The organism is Enterococcus sp. DIV0970a, from assembly GCF_051711265.1.
Lineage (GTDB): Bacteria > Bacillota > Bacilli > Lactobacillales > Enterococcaceae > Enterococcus_D > Enterococcus_D casseliflavus.
The window spans coordinates 231676-251034 of sequence record NZ_JBIOMF010000001.1; the positions used below are offsets into that span (position 1 = coordinate 231676).

At 42.5% G+C, this 19359-nt stretch carries 30 protein-coding genes; 25 read left to right on the forward strand and 5 right to left on the reverse strand.

The window, feature by feature from the left end:
• The 3 genes from gpmA to rpiA all read right to left on the reverse strand — a co-directional run bounded on the left by gpmA (position 1) and on the right by rpiA (position 2289).
• A complete protein-coding gene (gene gpmA / locus IGK14_RS01085) occupies positions 1-687 on the reverse strand; it encodes a 2,3-diphosphoglycerate-dependent phosphoglycerate mutase (protein WP_005226871.1) in 687 nt (228 codons plus the stop codon).
• Positions 688-881: 194 nt separating this feature from the next.
• Positions 882-1463 carry a recombinase family protein gene (locus tag IGK14_RS01090; protein ID WP_005226873.1) on the reverse strand — a complete coding sequence of 194 codons (582 nt, stop codon included), beginning with the start codon at positions 1461-1463 and terminating at the stop codon, positions 882-884.
• A gap of 151 nt (positions 1464-1614) precedes the next feature.
• On the reverse strand, positions 1615-2289 hold the full coding sequence (gene rpiA, locus IGK14_RS01095) for a ribose-5-phosphate isomerase RpiA (protein ID WP_010748612.1): 675 nt from the start codon (positions 2287-2289) through the stop codon (positions 1615-1617).
• Positions 2290-2593: 304 nt separating this feature from the next.
• On the opposite strand from rpiA, the gene rpsL reads away from it, so the two are divergent.
• The 4 genes from rpsL to tuf all read left to right on the forward strand — a co-directional run bounded on the left by rpsL (position 2594) and on the right by tuf (position 7049).
• Positions 2594-3007 carry a 30S ribosomal protein S12 gene (gene rpsL / locus IGK14_RS01100; protein ID WP_003127956.1) on the forward strand — a complete coding sequence of 138 codons (414 nt, stop codon included), beginning with the start codon at positions 2594-2596 and terminating at the stop codon, positions 3005-3007.
• A gap of 70 nt (positions 3008-3077) precedes the next feature.
• Positions 3078-3548, forward strand: a complete 471-nt coding sequence (rpsG, locus tag IGK14_RS01105; protein ID WP_003127957.1) for a 30S ribosomal protein S7 — start codon at positions 3078-3080, stop codon at positions 3546-3548.
• Positions 3549-3628: 80 nt separating this feature from the next.
• Positions 3629-5713 carry an elongation factor G gene (gene fusA, locus IGK14_RS01110; protein ID WP_005226900.1) on the forward strand — a complete coding sequence of 695 codons (2085 nt, stop codon included), beginning with the start codon at positions 3629-3631 and terminating at the stop codon, positions 5711-5713.
• A 148-nt stretch (positions 5714-5861) separates the two neighbouring features.
• Positions 5862-7049, forward strand: a complete 1188-nt coding sequence (gene tuf, locus IGK14_RS01115) for an elongation factor Tu (protein ID WP_005226902.1) — start codon at positions 5862-5864, stop codon at positions 7047-7049.
• A 132-nt stretch (positions 7050-7181) separates the two neighbouring features.
• Here tuf and IGK14_RS01120 read toward each other — a convergent pair whose 3' ends face one another.
• Together IGK14_RS01120 and IGK14_RS01125 are read right to left on the reverse strand one after the other, a co-directional pair.
• Positions 7182-7907, reverse strand: coding sequence for a nitroreductase family protein (locus IGK14_RS01120; protein WP_010748613.1), 726 nt, complete (start codon positions 7905-7907; stop codon positions 7182-7184).
• Positions 7891-9336, reverse strand: a complete 1446-nt coding sequence (locus IGK14_RS01125) for a PLP-dependent aminotransferase family protein (protein ID WP_010748614.1) — start codon at positions 9334-9336, stop codon at positions 7891-7893. The genes IGK14_RS01120 and IGK14_RS01125 overlap by 17 nt, the downstream gene beginning before the upstream one ends.
• 107 nt (positions 9337-9443) lie before the next feature.
• Between IGK14_RS01125 and thiD the strand changes: the two genes are divergently transcribed.
• The 21 genes from thiD (at position 9444) to rpmD (ending at position 19336) form a co-directional block, all read left to right on the forward strand.
• Positions 9444-10274, forward strand: a complete 831-nt coding sequence (gene thiD, locus IGK14_RS01130; protein ID WP_010748615.1) for a bifunctional hydroxymethylpyrimidine kinase/phosphomethylpyrimidine kinase — start codon at positions 9444-9446, stop codon at positions 10272-10274.
• Between the two features lie 340 nt (positions 10275-10614).
• Positions 10615-10923, forward strand: coding sequence for a 30S ribosomal protein S10 (gene rpsJ, locus IGK14_RS01135; RefSeq protein WP_003127966.1), 309 nt, complete (start codon positions 10615-10617; stop codon positions 10921-10923).
• A gap of 22 nt (positions 10924-10945) precedes the next feature.
• Positions 10946-11575, forward strand: a complete 630-nt coding sequence (rplC, locus tag IGK14_RS01140; protein ID WP_003127967.1) for a 50S ribosomal protein L3 — start codon at positions 10946-10948, stop codon at positions 11573-11575.
• 29 nt (positions 11576-11604) lie between these two features.
• On the forward strand, positions 11605-12228 hold the full coding sequence (gene rplD / locus IGK14_RS01145) for a 50S ribosomal protein L4 (RefSeq protein ID WP_005226910.1): 624 nt from the start codon (positions 11605-11607) through the stop codon (positions 12226-12228).
• Positions 12228-12521 (forward strand): 50S ribosomal protein L23, encoded by a 294-nt coding sequence (locus IGK14_RS01150; protein ID WP_005226911.1) that lies wholly within the window; start codon positions 12228-12230, stop codon positions 12519-12521. The genes rplD and IGK14_RS01150 overlap by 1 nt, the downstream gene beginning before the upstream one ends.
• A gap of 39 nt (positions 12522-12560) precedes the next feature.
• Positions 12561-13394 (forward strand): 50S ribosomal protein L2, encoded by an 834-nt coding sequence (rplB, locus tag IGK14_RS01155; RefSeq protein WP_005226912.1) that lies wholly within the window; start codon positions 12561-12563, stop codon positions 13392-13394.
• A gap of 42 nt (positions 13395-13436) precedes the next feature.
• Complete coding sequence (rpsS, locus tag IGK14_RS01160) at positions 13437-13715, forward strand: 30S ribosomal protein S19 (protein WP_005226914.1); 279 nt, start codon at positions 13437-13439, stop codon at positions 13713-13715.
• Positions 13716-13738: 23 nt separating this feature from the next.
• Positions 13739-14086 (forward strand): 50S ribosomal protein L22, encoded by a 348-nt coding sequence (gene rplV / locus IGK14_RS01165; RefSeq protein WP_003127973.1) that lies wholly within the window; start codon positions 13739-13741, stop codon positions 14084-14086.
• Between the two features lie 13 nt (positions 14087-14099).
• Complete coding sequence (gene rpsC, locus IGK14_RS01170) at positions 14100-14756, forward strand: 30S ribosomal protein S3 (protein ID WP_005226916.1); 657 nt, start codon at positions 14100-14102, stop codon at positions 14754-14756.
• Positions 14757-14758: 2 nt separating this feature from the next.
• Positions 14759-15193, forward strand: a complete 435-nt coding sequence (gene rplP, locus IGK14_RS01175) for a 50S ribosomal protein L16 (RefSeq protein ID WP_005226918.1) — start codon at positions 14759-14761, stop codon at positions 15191-15193.
• A complete protein-coding gene (gene rpmC / locus IGK14_RS01180) occupies positions 15183-15371 on the forward strand; it encodes a 50S ribosomal protein L29 (RefSeq protein WP_002288664.1) in 189 nt (62 codons plus the stop codon). Before rplP ends, rpmC begins: the two co-directional genes overlap by 11 nt.
• A gap of 24 nt (positions 15372-15395) precedes the next feature.
• Positions 15396-15662 (forward strand): 30S ribosomal protein S17, encoded by a 267-nt coding sequence (gene rpsQ / locus IGK14_RS01185; protein ID WP_003128005.1) that lies wholly within the window; start codon positions 15396-15398, stop codon positions 15660-15662.
• 60 nt (positions 15663-15722) lie between these two features.
• A complete protein-coding gene (rplN, locus tag IGK14_RS01190; protein ID WP_003128006.1) occupies positions 15723-16091 on the forward strand; it encodes a 50S ribosomal protein L14 in 369 nt (122 codons plus the stop codon).
• Positions 16092-16126: 35 nt separating this feature from the next.
• Positions 16127-16438, forward strand: coding sequence for a 50S ribosomal protein L24 (gene rplX, locus IGK14_RS01195; protein ID WP_003128007.1), 312 nt, complete (start codon positions 16127-16129; stop codon positions 16436-16438).
• Between the two features lie 27 nt (positions 16439-16465).
• On the forward strand, positions 16466-17005 hold the full coding sequence (gene rplE / locus IGK14_RS01200) for a 50S ribosomal protein L5 (protein ID WP_005227088.1): 540 nt from the start codon (positions 16466-16468) through the stop codon (positions 17003-17005).
• Between the two features lie 18 nt (positions 17006-17023).
• Positions 17024-17209 (forward strand): type Z 30S ribosomal protein S14, encoded by a 186-nt coding sequence (locus IGK14_RS01205; protein WP_003128010.1) that lies wholly within the window; start codon positions 17024-17026, stop codon positions 17207-17209.
• A gap of 32 nt (positions 17210-17241) precedes the next feature.
• Complete coding sequence (rpsH, locus tag IGK14_RS01210; protein ID WP_005227093.1) at positions 17242-17640, forward strand: 30S ribosomal protein S8; 399 nt, start codon at positions 17242-17244, stop codon at positions 17638-17640.
• A gap of 31 nt (positions 17641-17671) precedes the next feature.
• Positions 17672-18208, forward strand: a complete 537-nt coding sequence (gene rplF, locus IGK14_RS01215; RefSeq protein ID WP_005227095.1) for a 50S ribosomal protein L6 — start codon at positions 17672-17674, stop codon at positions 18206-18208.
• Positions 18209-18265: 57 nt separating this feature from the next.
• Entirely contained in the window at positions 18266-18622 is a 357-nt protein-coding gene (rplR, locus tag IGK14_RS01220) for a 50S ribosomal protein L18 (RefSeq protein ID WP_005227097.1), read from the forward strand.
• A gap of 20 nt (positions 18623-18642) precedes the next feature.
• Complete coding sequence (gene rpsE / locus IGK14_RS01225) at positions 18643-19143, forward strand: 30S ribosomal protein S5 (protein ID WP_003128014.1); 501 nt, start codon at positions 18643-18645, stop codon at positions 19141-19143.
• Positions 19144-19156: 13 nt separating this feature from the next.
• The gene (rpmD, locus tag IGK14_RS01230; RefSeq protein ID WP_003128015.1) at positions 19157-19336 is read left to right on the forward strand and encodes a 50S ribosomal protein L30; all 180 of its coding nucleotides are present in this window, start codon (positions 19157-19159) and stop codon (positions 19334-19336) included.
• The last annotated feature ends 23 nt before the right edge of the window (positions 19337-19359 follow it).

The window sequence follows — 19359 nt, forward strand, 5'->3', positions numbered from 1 at the left end:
TTATAAGTAGTATTTTTTCGCAACAGTCAAATCATCGTTCAATTCATAAACAAGTGGTTGACCAGTTGGGATCTCAAGATCCATGATATCTTCGTCAGAAATACCTTCGATATGTTTTGCTAATGCACGTAGAGAGTTTCCGTGAGCCGCAACTAAGACAGTTTTGTCGTCTTTTAATGCTGGGGCGATTTCATCTTGCCAGAAAGGCAATGCACGTTCTAAAGTAACTTTTAAGTTTTCTCCACCAGGTACGTCGCGAGGGTCAAGCATTGCATAACGACGGTCGTTTGCAGCAGAACCTTCATCTGAAGCTTCCATCAATGGAGGTAAAACATCGTAAGAACGACGCCAGATGTGTACTTGTTCGTCACCGTATTTTTCAGCAGTTTCTTTTTTATTTAAACCTTGTAATTTACCGTAATGACGTTCGTTTAAGCGCCATGATTTGATCGTTGGTACCCAAAGTTGATCAGAATATTCTAAAATGTAATTACAAGTTTTGATGGCACGAGTTAAAACAGATGTGTAAGCAACGTCAAATTCGATGCCTGCTTCTTTGATTTTACGTCCGCCTTCGATTGCTTCTTCGACACCTTCTGGCGCTAGATCAACATCAGCCCAACCGGTAAACTGGTTTAATTTGTTCCATTCGCTTAGTCCATGACGAGAAAATACTAATTTTGGCATGTAAAACTCTCCTTTAGATATTCGATATTTTTCTGAAATTTTCAATTCCGTATTTATTGTACACTCTTTCTCAAAGAATTTCCATGGTTTTGGAGGAAAAGCTGGGGGAAAACGCCATTCTTAAGGAAAAACAAAAGGGGATCATTAAAAAGAGGACCGCTTTTGTTTCATGCTGTTCTAGGGGGAGTCGACAACTATGAACGTAACTTGTTCCATTCTTCTTCGGATAATTTTATGTATTTATAGCATGTACCTACAGAAACACCGCATTTTTCAGAAATATATTGAATCGTTTCTTTTTTCTCGTAGTACAATTGACGGATTTTTTTGATCGTTTTCGGATCGATTTTTGGACGACCGCCAATTTTGCCTTTTTTGCGGGCTTTATTTAAGCCGACCAGCGTGCGCTCTTTGATGAGTGAGCGTTCCATGATCGCAAGTCCTTCCATTAAATTGAAGTAAACCTGTCCCATCGGACCGCGGGTATCGATTTGTTCTGCCAGTGAAACCAGATGAAGCTCTCGCTGTTTTAATAGATCAGTGAGATCGGTCAGCTGTCTGGTGGTTTTCCCTAAACGATGCAGTTCCGTAACGACTAAGGTGTCGCCGGGCTGCATTTGTGCCACCACTGACTCCAATGAATGATTTTCTTCACTTTCTTCCACGCTAAATGTCTCATGGAAAAATTCATGACACCCAAATTCTTCGAGCTTGTTTAATTGTTCACTTGTTGAGTTGTCGGTGATCGTTGAACGAGCATAGCCTATGATTTTCATAAACCCTCCTACCTTTCCCTTTTTATTGAATGTATCATAATTATTTCTTAAATGATAGGGTAATTTGCACAAAAAATAATAAAAATTAAGTCGATTGAAGAAAAATAACGAAAAAAAAGAGAAGCGATATCGCTCCTCTTTTTTGTTTCCTTTATCTAACGTGCTTGGTACTCGGGCCTTCAGGCAATCCGACAATGATCGTGTGGACCATATCCAAAAATAGACCGTGTTCAACCACGCCCACTGTAGCATCTAATTCCTGTGCCAACTCAGTAGGGGCGGTGATCGTTTCTAGATGAAGATCGATGATGTAATTGCTGCAATCGGTTTTTAACGGTTCGCCTTCTTCATTCAGACGCAGTTTTGGATGGTAGTTTTTCTTCTCGAACAGACGCAACAGCTGTTGGCTGCCATAAGGGATCACTTCCACTGGCAACGGGAAGGCACCAAGTGTTTCGACCATTTTCGATTCATCAACGATCCACAAGACTTTTTTGGAGTTAGACGCCACAATTTTTTCGAATAAAAGGGCTGCACCGCCGCCTTTGATGCCATGATAATCCTGGCTGATCTCATCTGCACCGTCGATCGTAAGATCCACAGCGTCCACTTCATCGATGGTGCGAATCGGGATACCTAATCCTTCTGCTTGTTTTTTCGATGCCCAAGAAGTTGGGACACCCGTGATCGATAGACCTTCTTCTTTTACCCGTCGACCCAGTTCTTCAATCATGTAGTAGGCTGTTGAGCCAGTGCCCAAGCCAACGACCATGCCATCTTTTACATAACTAGCCGCTTCAATGCCGACCATTTCTTTTAGGTTCATTTTCTTCCCGCCTTTTTTAAATAAATGCTTTGTCTCTATTATATAGGAAGAAGCGCAAAATTTGCGGATTTTTTCGTAACAGATTTCTTTTGAAAAAAGCCTAGGAGGATACTTGACAGGTAAGAATAAGCATGATATTCTATCAAAGGTGCTTTATCTACAGGTCTCTCGTTGGAGACGTGCTGACTGTCTATCAAAGCATAGTTGATATGAATGCAGAGAATGCATTATTTTTTATCGCAAAAAAAGAACCACCTGGATGTGTGGGACTATAAAGCGAATCAAGGAAGGAGGACAACTAGGGATGCCTACAATTAATCAATTAGTACGTAAACCTCGTAAATCCAAGGTTGAAAAATCAAATTCACCAGCATTGAACAAAGGATATAACAGTTTCAAGAAAGCTCAAACGAATGTTAACTCACCTCAAAAGCGTGGGGTAGCTACTCGTGTGGGAACTATGACACCGAAAAAACCGAACTCAGCTCTACGTAAATATGCGCGTGTTCGTTTGTCAAACTTGATTGAAGTGACAGCTTATATTCCAGGTATCGGACACAACTTACAAGAACACAGCGTGGTCTTGTTACGTGGTGGACGTGTAAAAGACTTACCAGGGGTACGTTACCATATCGTTCGTGGTGCATTGGATACTGCCGGTGTTAACGATCGTAAACAATCTCGTTCTAAATATGGTACAAAACGTCCTAAAGCTTAATCTTTAAGACAAACAGATCAAATGAATCTTATTTAAATCAGAACTGATATCTCGGAAGGAGGAGTTACGGATGCCTCGTAAAGGTCCTGTTGCAAAACGTGATGTTTTACCAGATCCTATTTATAACTCAAAATTAGTAACTCGTTTGATCAACCGTGTAATGGTTGATGGTAAACGCGGTGTTGCTGCAAATATTATCTACAATGCTTTTGGCATTATCAAAGAATCTACAGGAAATGATCCATTGGAAGTTTTCGAACAAGCAATGAAAAACATTATGCCTGTATTGGAAGTTAAAGCTCGCCGTGTCGGTGGTTCTAACTACCAAGTACCAGTAGAAGTACGTCCTGAACGTCGTACAACTCTAGGTCTTCGTTGGGTGGTAAACTACGCTCGTTTGCGTGGCGAACACACAATGGAAGAACGTCTTGCAAAAGAAATCATGGATGCAGCGAACAACACTGGTGCTTCTGTGAAAAAACGCGAAGACACACACAAAATGGCGGAAGCCAACCGCGCATTTGCTCACTATCGTTGGTAAGATCCTCACTGCTTTTTATTGGAAGGTACTGAGACAACCTTAGCTTAAGTTAAGTAAGAATGAGAGGGGAACAACCTAGAATGGCAAGAGAATTTTCGCTAGAAAAAACTCGTAATATCGGGATCATGGCCCACGTTGACGCTGGTAAAACAACGACAACTGAACGTATCCTTTATTACACAGGTAAAATCCATAAAATTGGTGAAACACATGAAGGTGCTTCTCAAATGGACTGGATGGAACAAGAACAAGAACGTGGGATCACAATCACTTCTGCTGCGACAACTGCGCAATGGAAAGAAAACCGCGTAAATATCATCGACACACCAGGACACGTGGACTTCACAATCGAAGTTCAACGTTCATTGCGTGTACTTGATGGTGCTGTAACTGTGTTGGACTCACAATCAGGTGTAGAACCTCAAACAGAAACAGTTTGGCGTCAAGCGACAGATTACCGCGTACCGCGTGTTGTATTCTGTAACAAAATGGACAAAATTGGTGCAGACTTCTTATACTCTGTATCAACTTTACATGATCGTTTACAAGCAAATGCTCACCCAATCCAATTACCAATTGGTGCGGAAGATGACTTTACTGGTATTATCGACTTAGTAAAAATGAAAGCTGAAATCTACACAAATGACTTAGGGACTGAAATCCAAGAGACTGAAATTCCTGAAGAATACGTAGAATTAGCTGAAGAATGGCGCGAAAAATTAATCGAAGCTGTTGCTGATACTGATGAAGAACTAATGATGAAATTCTTGGAAGGTGAAGAAATCACTGAAGAAGAATTGAAAGCTGGTATTCGTCAAGCAACATTGACTGTTGACTTTTTCCCTGTTCTTTGCGGATCTGCCTTTAAAAACAAAGGGGTTCAATTGATGTTGGATGCAGTCATCGACTACTTGCCTTCACCACTTGATGTTCCTGCGATTAAAGGGATCAATCCTAAAACAGACGAAGAAACTGATCGTCCGGCTGACGATGAAGCACCATTTGCTTCATTAGCATTTAAAGTAATGACTGACCCATTCGTAGGTCGTTTGACATTCTTCCGTGTGTATTCAGGTATCTTGAACTCTGGATCATACGTATTGAATGCTTCAAAAGGCAAACGCGAACGTATCGGTCGTATCCTACAAATGCACGCCAACACTCGTGCTGAAATCCAAACAGTATACTCAGGCGATATCGCCGCTGCTGTTGGTTTGAAAGACACAACAACTGGGGATACACTATGTGATGAAAAATCACCAGTAATCCTTGAATCAATCGAATTCCCAGAACCAGTTATCGAAGTCGCTGTTGAGCCTAAATCAAAAGCTGACCAAGATAAAATGGGGGTTGCTTTACAAAAACTTGCTGAAGAAGATCCATCATTCCGTGTGGAAACAAACGCTGAAACAGGCGAAACTGTTATCGCTGGTATGGGAGAACTTCACTTGGACGTCTTAGTTGACCGTATGCGTCGCGAATTTAAAGTTGAAGCAAACGTAGGTGCGCCTCAAGTTTCTTATCGTGAAACATTCCGTGCAGCAACACAAGCGGAAGGTAAATTTGTACGTCAGTCTGGTGGTAAAGGTCAATACGGTCACGTATGGGTCGAATTTACACCAAACGAAGAAGGTAAAGGCTTCGAATTCGAAAACGCGATTGTCGGTGGTGTGGTTCCTCGTGAATACATCCCAGCAGTTGAAAAAGGACTTGAAGACTCAATGGCGAACGGTGTCTTAGCCGGTTACCCATTAGTAGACATCAAAGCAAAACTTTATGATGGTTCATACCATGATGTCGATTCAAGTGAAACTGCCTTCCGTGTTGCAGCTTCTATGGCTTTACGTGCTGCAGCGAAGAAAGCAAATCCAGTAATTCTTGAACCAATGATGAAAGTAGTTATCACTGTACCAGAAGATTACTTAGGTGATGTTATGGGTCACGTAACTGCTCGTCGTGGACGCGTAGAAGGAATGGAAGCACACGGTAACTCACAAATCGTGAACGCAATCGTGCCATTAGCTGAAATGTTCGGTTACGCAACGACACTTCGTTCATCAACACAAGGTCGCGGTACGTTCATGATGACATTTGATCACTATGAAGATGTACCAAAATCTGTTCAAGAAGAAATCATCAAGAAAAACGGCGGCAAAGCTGAATAATTGATGGAAGTATAGGAAATTAAGTAAAAAGCTATATTTTTTTCTGAGTTTCGTGTACAATATTATCGATGATAAGGGATGGGGAGCTGCGGCTCCCTACCTATCAAATATAAAAAATAAACTGCATTTTTAGGAGGAACATTTTAAAATGGCAAAAGAAAAATTTGACCGTTCTAAACCCCACGTAAACATTGGTACGATCGGACACGTTGACCATGGTAAAACTACACTTACAGCTGCTATCACAACTGTATTATCTAAAAAAGGTTTGGCTCAAGCTTCAGCTTACGACCAAATCGATGGCGCTCCAGAAGAACGCGAACGCGGAATCACTATCTCAACTGCTCACGTTGAGTACGAAACTGAAGCACGTCACTATGCTCACGTTGACTGCCCAGGACACGCGGACTACGTTAAAAACATGATCACTGGTGCTGCTCAAATGGACGGCGCGATCTTAGTAGTATCTGCTGCTGATGGTCCTATGCCTCAAACACGTGAACACATCTTGTTATCACGTAACGTTGGTGTACCATACATCGTTGTTTTCTTAAACAAAATGGATATGGTTGATGACGAAGAATTACTAGAATTAGTTGAAATGGAAGTTCGTGACTTATTGTCAGAATATGACTTCCCAGGCGACGATGTTCCTGTAATCGCTGGTTCTGCTTTGAAAGCTCTTGAAGGCGATGCTTCATACGAAGAAAAAATCATGGAATTAATGGCTGCAGTTGACGAATACGTTCCAACTCCAGAACGTGACACTGACAAACCATTCATGATGCCAGTCGAAGACGTATTCTCAATCACTGGACGTGGTACTGTTGCTACAGGCCGTGTTGAACGTGGACAAGTTCGCGTTGGTGACGAAGTTGAAATCGTTGGTATTGCTGAAGAAACTGCTAAAACAACTGTAACTGGTGTTGAAATGTTCCGTAAATTGTTAGACTATGCTGAAGCAGGGGATAACATTGGTGCATTGCTACGTGGGGTTGCTCGTGAAGACATCCAACGTGGACAAGTATTAGCTAAAGCTGGTACAATCACACCTCATACAAAATTTAAAGCTGAAGTTTACGTTTTAACAAAAGAAGAAGGTGGACGTCACACTCCATTCTTCACTAACTACCGTCCTCAGTTCTACTTCCGTACAACTGACGTAACTGGTGTTGTTGAATTACCAGAAGGAACTGAAATGGTTATGCCTGGTGATAACGTAACAATCGACGTTGAATTGATCCACCCAATCGCTATCGAAGACGGAACTCGTTTCTCAATTCGTGAAGGCGGACGTACTGTTGGTTCAGGCGTTGTAACTTCAATCCAAGCTTAATTTGATTGATCGAAGAGCAAAAGCGTACGCGCTTTTGCTCTTTTTTTTAACTCGTAGAACCAAAAAAGAGCCGCCATCTCTAGCGTTGACGAATCCACTGTGGTTCATCGAAGCTAAAGAGAGCGGTGCTATTTATTTTATTAGTTTTTGCTTCTTCAAGAAGGCGTCAAATCCTTGGTCAGGACGATTGCTGTAAAAGCCAGCGAATTTTTCTGACCATGGTTTGGTCTCGCGGGCTTCTCCAAAAGCAGTCATCGTTTGATCGTACGCTTCGATCGCCTCATAAGAATAGTCCTGATAATGGTTGTAATGAATGACCGCTTCTTCTGGCAAGCGAGGTTTGACCTTCATTTCTACGATTGGTTTACCGATGCTCAAGCCAGCCACAGGATAGACATATTCTGGTAAGTGCAACAATTCAGCGATTTTGGCGCTGTCTTTGCGGACACTGCCAGAAATGACGGTGCCTAAGCCCAGTGATTCAGCAGCGATCGCACCAGATTGCAAAGCGATGCTGGCATCAGTGGTGGCGATCAATAGTGGCTGATAGCCCTCATCGATTGGATAGGGAGTCTGTTTTTCGTCAGCAACTTTTTTGGTTCGATTTAAATCAGCTAAAAATAGCAGAAAGAGTGAACTTGCTGCGATATGAGGATTGCCAGGATTCCATTCGACCATTTGTTGGCGAATCTGCGGGTCGTCGATCACTAAGATCGAATAGGCTTGCCCGTTCATCCAGCTAGGTGCTTGACGAGCCGCAGTCAAAATCGCGGTTACTTGCTCTTGGCTCAAGCGGTAGTCAGGGTCAAATTGTCGGTAAGTGCGGTGATTGTGCAAAAGCTCAATGGTTTCGTTCATAGGTTTGCTCCTTTAACTGTTGGGTGATTTTTGTGAATCGTTCTTGAAATAGCGGTAAATCATCTTTGGCTAAGCGGGTATAGTTCAAACGCAAGCCATTCGTATCGTTACTGAAAAGAAACGCAGGTGCTACTAAGCAATCGTTCGCCAAAAAGAGTGACCAATCTTTGCGAGTCAATGTGCGGTGACGCCAAGTCAACCACAGGTAAAGACCACCTTTCGTCGGCTGCCATTGCCAATCCTCCTGGAATGCCTGCAAGAGTTGGAGTAAGTCTTGCTGGCGCTGGGCCATTTCTGCAAGCAGTGTCCGCTGTTGCTGGTGGTAATCAAAGGAGCGTAAGGCGATATTGGCAAGGACTTGCGGGAAGATCGTGGTATCGATCGCCATCCGTTTTTTCGCTTGGGCAAATTGGTCGGCTAACGCTTCTGGCACCAAAAGCCAGCCGATTTTTATGGATGATCCTAGTAATTTTGAAAGCGAGCCTAAATAAATGACGGTTTCGGGAGCCATGGATTTTAGCTTGGGCGGTACTTTATCAAAAGCCAACTCGCTAAAAACATCGTCTTCTATGATCGGTACTTGGTAGGTCTGGCAAAGGCGGATGATCGCTTGGCGCCGATGGTCACTCATAGTATGACCCGTTGGATTTTGGAAGGTGGGATTCAGATAAACAAATTTGATCTTCTTTTCCTTCAACACTTTTTCCAATGCCGCAGGCCGCATCCCTTCACTATCCTGCTTGATCCCAATCAGCTGGACATTCATCGTGGAAAACAAGGGGAGAGAGAACAAGAAAGAAGGGTCCTCTGTCGCAATACAATCCCCCGCATGCAATAAGACTTGCATCAGCAAGGTGATTCCTTGCGTCGAACCGGCAGTAATTACTAGTTTTTGACCGCTGGTGGGCAAATTGAAGGAATCAGCAAGGTGCTGCAATAAGATTTCTTGCAAAGGTTCATAACCCGTCGGTAATACTTTGGTGCTTTCTTTGCGAATCTCTTCCCAGGTAAAGGCAGGAAACGTGAAATCGGGGATCAGATCGGCAGGTAGATCACCTGTGTACAGATCCAGCACATCCTTCTCAGTGCGCAAATGCTGAATCTGTTGAACGTAAGGGTCTTGCTGCAGATAAGGGCTGCTTAAAGACGAGCGCAAATAAGAAAGTGGCGTTTGGCGGTTCCCCCAACGCCCTTCCAATACACGAGAGCCGCTGCCTTGTTTTCGTTCGATCCATCCTAAGCTTTTCAATTCATCTAACGCTTTGACGACGGTGGAACGATTGACGCCAAAAGTCTGGGCGAGGCTGCGCTCTGGCGGCAAACGATCCCCAGGTCCATAGGTTCCCGCTTGGATCTCTTCGATAAAATGAGTCACGATCTGCTGGTAAATCGGTTGTTTCTTCTGTTTGTCGATACTTGATGAAGCCATCCTGCACCACCTTTTTCAATTGGATGGTTTAAAAATAAGCCAAATGGCTCTTTTCGTCAAGGGGAAGATTGACTATACTTAGCAAAAAGCACAAGGAGATGAGGAAGATGGAAAAAGTCCTATCAATTGCTGGGTCGGATTCAACCGGAGGTGCCGGTATCGAAGCAGATTTAAAAACATTTCAGGAATATGGTGTCTTTGGTTTTGCCACGATCGCTTCGATCGTCACGATGGACCCACAAGCAGGTTGGAGCCATGAAGTAACGGCGATGGAAACAGCGCTTGTCGAAAAACAAATGATCTCTGCTTTTGCAGGTGATCCGATGGATGCTCTAAAAACGGGCATGTTAGGCAATGAAGACAATATTGTCCAAGCTGCGCAGATGATCCAACAGCAGCAAGTCAAAAATGTGGTGATCGATCCTGTCATTGCTTGCAAAGGGACTGCAGAAATCTTACAGCCAAAAAGCGTCGATGCCATCATCACGCATTTGTTGCCGTTAGCAGATGTTGTCACCCCCAATTTAGTAGAAGCGGGGATTCTTTCAGGTTTGGGTGATTTGACGAGTGTGGAGGCCATGAAGCAAGCTGCTGAAAAAATCCATGAATTAGGTGCTAAATACGTCGTGATCAAAGGGGGGCATCGCTTGCCAGGAGCAAAAGCCATTGACCTCGTTTATGATGGGCAATCCTTCCTCTTGTTAGAAAGTGAAAAAATCGCTACCGATTTCAATCACGGGGCAGGCTGCACCTTTTCAGCTGCGATCGCTGCGGGTCTTGCAAAAGGCAAACCCGTCGTGGAAAGCGTTCGGTTAGCGAAAGCCTTTGTCACAGCGGCAATCAAAGAAGGAGTGGTGATCAATCCTTATGTGGGTCATGTGTGGCATGGTGCCTATACCCACGCCCAAGACCGTATGCAGGAGGAAGCGCCGCAATAGCAGGTTTTCTTCTATAATAAATGGGAAATGAAGAAGTGCTTAAAAGAAGCGGTCAACGCTTCTTTTTTGTGTTACGAAACTAAAAGAAAATTTTCTGAAAGAAATGCAAAAGAATCCCGGTTTTTCCATAAAAAAAGCTTGCAATCAATGTTTATCCGTAATATAATCATAAAGGTGCTGTTTACGTAAATACGTAAGTCACACTGGCAGCAAAGAGATTTTCTGCCGGCTACGAAACGAGAGGTTGCGACACGCCCGGACGCTTTGCCATGGACGAGCGTGACGGAAAATTTTCGTGGAGCTATGTCTACTTTTCAAAATAGGCGAAGGAGGGAAAACAATGGCAAAACAAAAAATTCGTATCCGTTTAAAAGCGTATGAACATCGTATTTTAGATCAATCAGCGGATAAAATCGTAGAAACTGCAAAGAGAACTGGAGCTGGCGTATCTGGTCCAATTCCATTACCAACTGAACGCAGCTTGTACACGATCATCCGTGCGACGCACAAATACAAAGATTCACGCGAACAATTCGAAATGCGTACACACAAACGTCTAATCGACATTGTGAATCCAACACCAAAAACTGTTGATGCTTTAATGAAGCTAGACTTGCCAAGCGGTGTTAATATCGAAATCAAACTATAATAATTAAGATGGAGGTGTAATCATGACCAAAGGAATCTTAGGGAAAAAAGTGGGAATGACTCAAATCTTCACTGAATCTGGCGAATTGATTCCAGTAACTGTAGTAGAAGCTACACCAAACGTAGTGCTACAAGTGAAAACAATCGAAAATGACGGCTACGAAGCAATTCAAGTCGGCTACCAAGATATGCGTGAAGTTTTGTCTAACAAACCTGCGAAAGGTCATGTTGCAAAAGCAAACACGGCTCCTAAGCGCTTCATTCGCGAATTCAAGAATGTAGAGCTAGAGGGCTTAGAAGTAGGATCAGAAATCAAAGTTGATATTTTTGAAGCAGGAGACATCATCGATGTAACCGGCACTTCGAAAGGTAAAGGATTCCAAGGCGTTATCAAACGTCACGGACAAAGCCGCGGACCAATGGCTCACGGTTCTCGTTACCACCGTCGTCCTGGATCAATGGGTCCAGTTGCACCTAACCGTGTATTCAAAAACAAACGTCTTGCTGGACGTATGGGCGGAAATCGCATCACGATCCAAAACTTGGAAATCGTGCGCGTAGACGCAGAACGCAACGTTATCTTGATCAAAGGTAATGTACCTGGCGCGAAAAAATCATTGATTACAATCAAATCAGCTGTGAAAGCTAAATAAGTAGATAGGAAGAAAGGAGGAACTAAGGAATGCCGAATGTAGCATTATTCAAACAAGATGGAAGCCAAAATGGCGAAATTACATTGAACGAAGAAATCTTCGGAATCGAACCAAATGAATCAGTTGTCTATGATGCAATCATCATGCAACGCGCTTCATTAAGACAAGGAACACACGCTGTGAAAAACCGCAGTGCCGTTCGTGGCGGTGGCCGTAAACCATGGCGCCAAAAAGGAACTGGACGTGCCCGTCAAGGTTCAATCCGTTCACCACAATGGCGTGGAGGTGGCGTAGTCTTCGGACCAACACCACGTTCATATAGCTACAAACTTCCTAAAAAAGTTCGTCGCTTAGCAATGAAATCTGTATTGTCAGAAAAAGTTGCTTCAAATAACTTGGTAGCAGTAGAAGGGTTAAGCTTTGATGCTCCAAAAACAAAAGAATTCAAACAAGTTTTAGCTAACTTGACAATTGACTCTAAAGTATTGGTAGTTTTAGAATCTGAAAACGACTTTGCCGCTTTATCTGCGCGCAACTTGCCAAAAGTTTCTGTAGTTACTGCTGATAACATTAGTGTTTTAGACATCGTTTCTAACGACAAAATGTTAGTGACACAAACTGCTCTTACTCAGATCGAGGAGGTGCTTGCATAATGAACTTACTAGACGTTATTAAACGCCCAGTGATCACTGAAAAATCAATGCTTGCCATGGATGACAAGAAATACACTTTTGAAGTGGACACAAAAGCTAACAAAACTTTAGTAAAACAAGCTGTAGAAGCTGCCTTTGACGGAGTGAAAGTGGCAAACGTGAACATCATCAACGTTCGTCCGAAATTCAAACGCATGGGTAAATATGCAGGATATACAAAAAAACGTCGCAAAGCTGTTGTGACTTTAACTGAAGATTCTAAAGAAATCCAAATTTTCGAAGCTGCTGAATAAGCAACTCACGCATAAACTTTACATGGGAGGGAAAAAGACGTGGCGATTAAAAAGTACAAACCTACCACGAACGGCCGTCGTAATATGACAAGTTCTGATTTCGCTGAAATCACAACTTCAACACCAGAAAAAACATTGTTAGCTCCTTTGAAAAACAATGCTGGTCGTAACAACAACGGACGTATCACGGTTCGTCATCAAGGTGGCGGTCACAAACGTCAATACCGTTTGATCGATTTCAAACGTAACAAAGACAACGTCGTTGCTACGGTTAAAACGATTGAATATGATCCAAACCGTTCTGCTAACATTGCGTTAGTACATTACGAGGATGGAGTAAAAGCATACATCTTAGCACCTAAAGGATTAGAAGTTGGCATGACTGTCGTTTCTGGTCCAGATGCAGATATTAAAGTAGGGAATGCATTACCACTAGAAAACATTCCAGTCGGTACTGTTATCCACAACATCGAAATGAAACCTGGTAAAGGTGGACAATTGATTCGTTCAGCTGGAACAAGTGCTCAAGTACTTGGTAAAGAAGGCAAATACGTATTGATCCGCTTGAACTCTGGTGAAGTACGGATGATCTTAGCATCATGTCGTGCAACAATCGGTTCTGTTGGTAATGAACAACACGAATTGATCAACATCGGTAAAGCCGGTCGTTCTCGTTGGATGCGCAAACGCCCAACTGTACGTGGTAGCGTAATGAACCCTAATGATCACCCACACGGTGGTGGTGAAGGTAAAGCACCAATCGGACGTAAAGCACCAGTTTCTCCTTGGGGACAACCTGCACTTGGTTACAAAACACGTAACAAAAAAGCAAAATCAGACAAACTTATCGTTCGTCGTCGTAAAACTAAGTAATATACTTGACCGTGTGTCGCACATTTTGAGAGGAGGTACACCATGGGTCGTAGTTTGAAAAAAGGACCTTTTGTCGATGACCATTTGATGAAAAAGGTCGAAGCACAAGAAGGCGCTGAAAAGAAAAAAGTGATCAAAACTTGGTCACGTCGTTCTACAATTTTCCCTAATTTTATCGGATTTACAATTGCTGTGTATGATGGACGGAAACATGTACCAGTTTACATCCAAGAAGACATGGTAGGACACAAATTAGGTGAATTTGCACCAACAAGAACTTATCGCGGACATGCTGCCGATGATAAGAAAACAAGACGCTAATTTTGAGGGGAGGATATCCAAAAATGGCAGAACAAATCACATCAGCGAAAGCAACTGCTAAAACAGTCCGCGTTTCTCCTCGTAAATCTCGTCTAGTTATTGACTTAATCAGAGGGAAAAGCGTTGCTGAAGCAATCGCGATCTTAAAGTTCACACCAAATAAAGCAGCTGGAATCATCGAGAAAGTCTTGATGTCAGCTATTGCCAATGCAGAAAATAATTTTGACTTAGATGTTGAAAACTTGATTGTTTCTGAAGCATTCGTAAACGAAGGACCAACGATGAAACGTTTCCGTCCACGTGCGAAAGGTTCAGCTTCACCGATCAACAAACGTACAAGTCATATTACTGTAGTCGTATCAGAAAAATAAGGAGGGACAATCAGTGGGTCAAAAAGTACATCCAATTGGAATGCGTGTAGGCATCATCCGTGACTGGGATGCTAAATGGTATGCTGAAAAAGAGTATGCTGAATTTCTACATGAAGATTTGAAAATCCGTAAATTTATCGCATCTAAACTTGCTGATGCCGCTGTGTCTACAGTTGAGATCGAGCGTGCAGCAAACCGCGTGAATATTTCAATCCACACAGCTAAACCAGGTATGGTTATCGGTAAAGGCGGATCTGAAGTCGAAAACCTAAGAAAAGAATTAAATAGCCTAACTGGCAAACGAGTTCACATCAACATCGTTGAAATCAAAAAACCAGATTTAGATGCTAAATTAGTAGGCGAAGGAATCGCACGTCAATTAGAAAACCGTGTTGCTTTCCGTCGTGCTCAAAAACAAGCGATCCAACGCACAATGCGTTCTGGCGCTAAAGGAATCAAAACACAAGTTTCTGGCCGTCTAAATGGTGCGGATATCGCTCGTTCAGAAGGTTACTCAGAAGGAACCGTTCCACTTCATACATTACGTGCGGACATTGATTACGCATGGGAAGAAGCAGATACAACATACGGAAAACTAGGAGTTAAAGTGTGGATTTATCGTGGAGAAGTTCTTCCAACTAAAAAGAACACTGAGAAAGGAGGGAAATAAACATGTTAGTACCTAAACGTGTAAAACACCGTCGTGAGTTCCGCGGAAAAATGCGTGGCGAAGCGAAAGGCGGAAAAGAAGTAGCATTCGGTGAATACGGCTTACAAGCTGTTGAATCACACTGGATCACAAACCGTCAAATCGAAGCTGCCCGTATCGCAATGACTCGTTATATGAAACGTGGCGGGAAAGTATGGATCAAAATTTTCCCTCACAAATCTTATACTGCCAAAGCTATCGGGGTACGTATGGGTTCTGGTAAAGGGGCTCCTGAAGGATGGGTATCACCAGTTAAACGTGGTAAAATCATGTTTGAAATTGCCGGTGTACCTGAAGAAGTTGCGCGCGAAGCGCTACGTCTTGCTTCTCACAAATTACCAGTGAAAACGAAGATCGTAAAACGTGAGGAAATGGGTGGTGAATCGAATGAAGGTTAAAGAAATCAGAGAATTAACCACTGCCGAAATGCTAGATCAAGAAAAACAATTGAAAGAAGAATTGTTCAATCTTAGATTCCAATTAGCAACAGGTCAATTAGAAAACACTGCACGTATCAAAGAAGTACGTAAATCGATTGCACGCATTAAAACAGTATTGCGTGAACAAGCTAAGTAATAGTGGAAGGAGGCCATTTAGCGTATGACTGAAGAAAGAAATCAACGCAAAGTTTACCAAGGTCGCGTGGTATCAGACAAAATGGATAAAACTATCACTGTTGTCGTTGAAACAAAGAAAAACCACCCTATCTACGGCAAACGTCTGAACTATTCTAAGAAATACAAAGCACACGATGAAAACAACGAAGCAAAAGTTGGCGATATCGTGAAAATTATGGAAACTCGTCCATTATCAGCTACGAAACGTTTCCGTCTAGTAGAGATTGTTGAAAAGGCAGTGATTATCTAATCACACGAGATTTTCCTATATAGATTGTGAATTGCAAAATCTGAAAGGAGGATACACATCGTGATCCAAGCAGAAAGCCGATTAAGAGTGGCGGACAACTCAGGTGCCCGTGAAATTCTAACGATCAAAGTCCTTGGCGGATCTGGTCGTAAAACTGCCAATATTGGTGACGTGATTGTTGCTACGGTTAAACAAGCAACGCCAGGTGGGGTTGTCAAAAAAGGTGACGTCGTTAAAGCCGTTATCGTTCGTACTAAATCAGGAGCTCGTCGTACAGACGGTTCATACATCAAATTCGATGAAAATGCTGCGGTTATTATCCGTGACGATAAGAGCCCTCGTGGAACTCGTATCTTTGGCCCAGTTGCCCGCGAATTGCGTGAAGGCAACTTTATGAAGATCGTTTCCCTAGCACCAGAAGTATTGTAATAGTGATTCTTATCTAAAGGAGGTGCGAAACAAACATGTTTGTTAAAAAAGGCGATAAAGTTAAAGTTATCACTGGTAAAGACAAAAACAAAGAAGGCGTTGTGCTAGCAGCGTTTCCTAAAAAAGACAAAGTCGTTGTTGAAGGTGTCAATGTTGTCAAAAAACACCAAAAACCTTCTCAAACTGCTCCTCAAGGCGGAATCGTTGAAATGGAAGCACCAATTCATGTTTCTAACGTGATGGTGGTTGATCCATCGAACGGTGAAGCTACGCGTGTCGGTTACAAAGAAGTTGACGGCAAAAAAGTCCGCGTTTCTAAGAAAACCGGAGAAGTTCTTGATAAATAATCTGATGAAGGAAGGAGGGGCTAACAGATGAACCGCCTTAAAGAAAAATATTCAAAAGAAGTTGTCCCATCATTAATGGACAAATTTAACTACAGCTCAATCATGGAAGCACCAAAAGTTGATAAAATCGTTATCAACATGGGTGTCGGTGACGCTGTTTCTAATGCTAAAAACTTAGACAAAGCTGTTGAAGAATTACAATTGATCTCAGGTCAAAAACCATTGATCACAAAAGCGAAAAAATCTATCGCAGGATTCCGTTTACGTGAAGGAATGCCAATCGGTGCGAAAGTAACACTACGCGGCGAAAGAATGTATGAATTCTTAGATAAACTAGTAAGTGTGTCATTGCCACGTGTCCGTGACTTCCACGGTGTGAGCAAAAAAGCGTTCGACGGACGCGGAAACTACACTTTAGGTATCAAAGAACAATTGATTTTCCCTGAAGTAGATTATGATTTGATCGACAAAGTACGTGGTATGGATATCGTGATTGTAACAACAGCAAACACAGATGAAGAATCTCGTGAATTGTTGACACAATTAGGCATGCCATTCCAAAAATAAAAAAAGGAGGCGAACTACGTGGCTAAAAAATCAATGATTGCTAAAAACAAACGCCCTGCTAAATTCTCAACGCAAGAATACACTCGTTGTGAACGTTGCGGACGTCCACATTCAGTTTATCGTAAATTTCATCTTTGCCGTATTTGCTTCCGCGAACTTGCCTATAAAGGACAAATTCCCGGCGTGAAGAAAGCTAGCTGGTAAACTATACTCGCATAAAGGAGGTAAATTATCCCATGGTCATGACAGATCCAATTGCAGATTTTCTAACGCGCGTGCGTAACGCAAACATGGTTAAACACGAAAGCCTAGAAGTACCTGCTTCAAAAATCAAACGTGATATCGCTGAAATCTTGAAACGTGAAGGTTTCGTCCGCGATGTTGAATACATTGAAGATGACAAACAAGGCGTGATCCGCGTATTTCTTAAATACGGTAAAAACGGTGAACGTGTTATCACAAACTTAAAACGTATCTCTAAACCAGGCTTGCGTGCTTATGTCAAAGCTGACGAAGTACCAAAAGTATTGAATGGTCTAGGAATCGCGATTATCTCAACTTCTGACGGTGTAATCACTGACAAAGAAGCTAGAGCAAAAAATGTTGGCGGCGAAGTAGTCGCTTATGTATGGTAATTTAAAATATTCCACAAGGAGGTGCCTCTAAGTGAGTCGTATCGGTAATAAGATCGTCGTTCTTCCTGCTGGTGTTGAAATCAAGCAAAACGGAAACGACATTACAGTTAAAGGACCTAAAGGTGAATTAACACGTACTTTCTCTTCTGATATCACAATGAATATCGAAGGAAACGAAGTAACATTCACTCGTCCAAATGATAGTAAAGAAATGAAAACTATCCACGGAACTACCCGTGCAAACTTCAACAACATGGTTGTTGGTGTTTCTGAAGGTTTCCAAAAAGCGTTAGAATTAATCGGGGTTGGGTACCGTGCTCAATTACAAGGGAAAAAACTTGTATTGAACGTTGGTTACTCTCATCCAGTTGAAATCGAAGCGCCAGCTGGAATCGAAATCGAAGTTCCTTCAAATACTTCTGTGATCGTTAAAGGATCAGATAAAGAAGTCGTAGGCGAATTGGCTGCCAATATCCGTGGCGTTCGTCCTCCAGAACCTTACAAAGGCAAAGGAATTCGTTATGTTGGCGAATTTGTACGCCGTAAAGAAGGTAAAACTGGTAAATAGTCGTAATTCTTTACGACTAGCAGCTTAGGCTAGCAAAATTAAAAGAGGTGACAAATTGTGATTACAAAACCAGATAAAAACAAGACACGTCAGAAAAGACATCGTCGTGTACGTAACAAAATCTCTGGTACTGCTGAGTGCCCACGCTTAAACGTGTTCCGTTCGAACAAAAACATCTACGCACAAGTAATTGATGACGTAGCGGGTGTGACGCTAGCAAGTGCCTCTGCCTTAGACAAAGAAGTTTCAGGTGCAACAAAAACTGAACAAGCACAAGCTGTCGGTAAATTAGTCGCAGAACGTGCAGCAGCAAAAGGTATTAAAGTAGTAGTCTTTGACCGTGGTGGATACCTTTACCATGGCCGTGTAGCAGCTTTAGCTGAAGCAGCTCGCGAAAATGGACTGGAATTTTAAGAGAAGGAGGAACACCATTCATGGTTTATATTGATCCAAAACATTTGGAATTAGAAGACCGCGTTGTTGCGATCAACCGTGTAACTAAAGTTGTTAAAGGTGGACGTCGTCTACGTTTTGCTGCATTAGTTGTTGTCGGTGACAAAAACGGACACGTAGGTTTCGGTACTGGTAAAGCACAAGAAGTACCAGAAGCAATCCGTAAAGCAATCGAAGACGCGAAGAAAAACTTGGTGGAAGTACCAATGGTTGGTTCTACAATCCCTCACGAAGTTATCGGTGTATTCGGCGGCGGACGCATCCTTATGAAACCTGCTGTAGAAGGTTCTGGGGTAGCTGCTGGTGGACCAGTTCGTGCCGTATTGGAATTAGCTGGGGTAGCTGATATCACATCTAAATCTTTAGGTTCTAACACACCAATCAACGTTGTTCGCGCAACAGTTGAAGGTTTAAAACAATTAAAACGCGCTGAAGAAGTGGCAGCACTTCGCGGCAAATCAGTAGAAGAATTAATCGGTTAAGGAGGACACTATAATGGCTGAATTGAAAATTACTTTAAAACGCAGTATTATCGGACGTCCCCAAAACCAACGTGATACTGTAAAAGCGTTAGGTCTTACAAAGTTGAATTCAACAGTTGTAAAACCTGCTAATGATGCAATCAAAGGCATGGTTAACACTGTTTCTCACTTAGTGGACGTTGAAGAGGTCTAAGGATCAGCAGATCTAGTTTGATT

Coding starts and splice junctions, on each gene's coding strand:
- rplP (WP_005226918.1), top strand. CDS start 14,759: ATGTTAGTACCTAAACGTGTAAAACACCGTCGTGAGTTCCGCGGAAAA.
- rpsG (WP_003127957.1), top strand. CDS start 3,078: ATGCCTCGTAAAGGTCCTGTTGCAAAACGTGATGTTTTACCAGATCCT.
- tuf (WP_005226902.1), top strand. CDS start 5,862: ATGGCAAAAGAAAAATTTGACCGTTCTAAACCCCACGTAAACATTGGT.
- gpmA (WP_005226871.1), bottom strand. CDS start 687: ATGCCAAAATTAGTATTTTCTCGTCATGGACTAAGCGAATGGAACAAA.
- rpmC (WP_002288664.1), top strand. CDS start 15,183: ATGAAGGTTAAAGAAATCAGAGAATTAACCACTGCCGAAATGCTAGAT.
- fusA (WP_005226900.1), top strand. CDS start 3,629: ATGGCAAGAGAATTTTCGCTAGAAAAAACTCGTAATATCGGGATCATG.
- rplE (WP_005227088.1), top strand. CDS start 16,466: ATGAACCGCCTTAAAGAAAAATATTCAAAAGAAGTTGTCCCATCATTA.
- IGK14_RS01090 (WP_005226873.1), bottom strand. CDS start 1,463: ATGAAAATCATAGGCTATGCTCGTTCAACGATCACCGACAACTCAACA.
- rpsJ (WP_003127966.1), top strand. CDS start 10,615: ATGGCAAAACAAAAAATTCGTATCCGTTTAAAAGCGTATGAACATCGT.
- IGK14_RS01150 (WP_005226911.1), top strand. CDS start 12,228: ATGAACTTACTAGACGTTATTAAACGCCCAGTGATCACTGAAAAATCA.
- rpiA (WP_010748612.1), bottom strand. CDS start 2,289: ATGAACCTAAAAGAAATGGTCGGCATTGAAGCGGCTAGTTATGTAAAA.
- rpsE (WP_003128014.1), top strand. CDS start 18,643: ATGGTTTATATTGATCCAAAACATTTGGAATTAGAAGACCGCGTTGTT.
- rplD (WP_005226910.1), top strand. CDS start 11,605: ATGCCGAATGTAGCATTATTCAAACAAGATGGAAGCCAAAATGGCGAA.
- rplV (WP_003127973.1), top strand. CDS start 13,739: ATGGCAGAACAAATCACATCAGCGAAAGCAACTGCTAAAACAGTCCGC.
- rpsH (WP_005227093.1), top strand. CDS start 17,242: ATGGTCATGACAGATCCAATTGCAGATTTTCTAACGCGCGTGCGTAAC.
- rplC (WP_003127967.1), top strand. CDS start 10,946: ATGACCAAAGGAATCTTAGGGAAAAAAGTGGGAATGACTCAAATCTTC.
- IGK14_RS01125 (WP_010748614.1), bottom strand. CDS start 9,336: ATGGCTTCATCAAGTATCGACAAACAGAAGAAACAACCGATTTACCAG.
- rpsS (WP_005226914.1), top strand. CDS start 13,437: ATGGGTCGTAGTTTGAAAAAAGGACCTTTTGTCGATGACCATTTGATG.
- rplX (WP_003128007.1), top strand. CDS start 16,127: ATGTTTGTTAAAAAAGGCGATAAAGTTAAAGTTATCACTGGTAAAGAC.
- rpsL (WP_003127956.1), top strand. CDS start 2,594: ATGCCTACAATTAATCAATTAGTACGTAAACCTCGTAAATCCAAGGTT.
- IGK14_RS01120 (WP_010748613.1), bottom strand. CDS start 7,907: ATGAACGAAACCATTGAGCTTTTGCACAATCACCGCACTTACCGACAA.
- rpsQ (WP_003128005.1), top strand. CDS start 15,396: ATGACTGAAGAAAGAAATCAACGCAAAGTTTACCAAGGTCGCGTGGTA.
- rpmD (WP_003128015.1), top strand. CDS start 19,157: ATGGCTGAATTGAAAATTACTTTAAAACGCAGTATTATCGGACGTCCC.
- thiD (WP_010748615.1), top strand. CDS start 9,444: ATGGAAAAAGTCCTATCAATTGCTGGGTCGGATTCAACCGGAGGTGCC.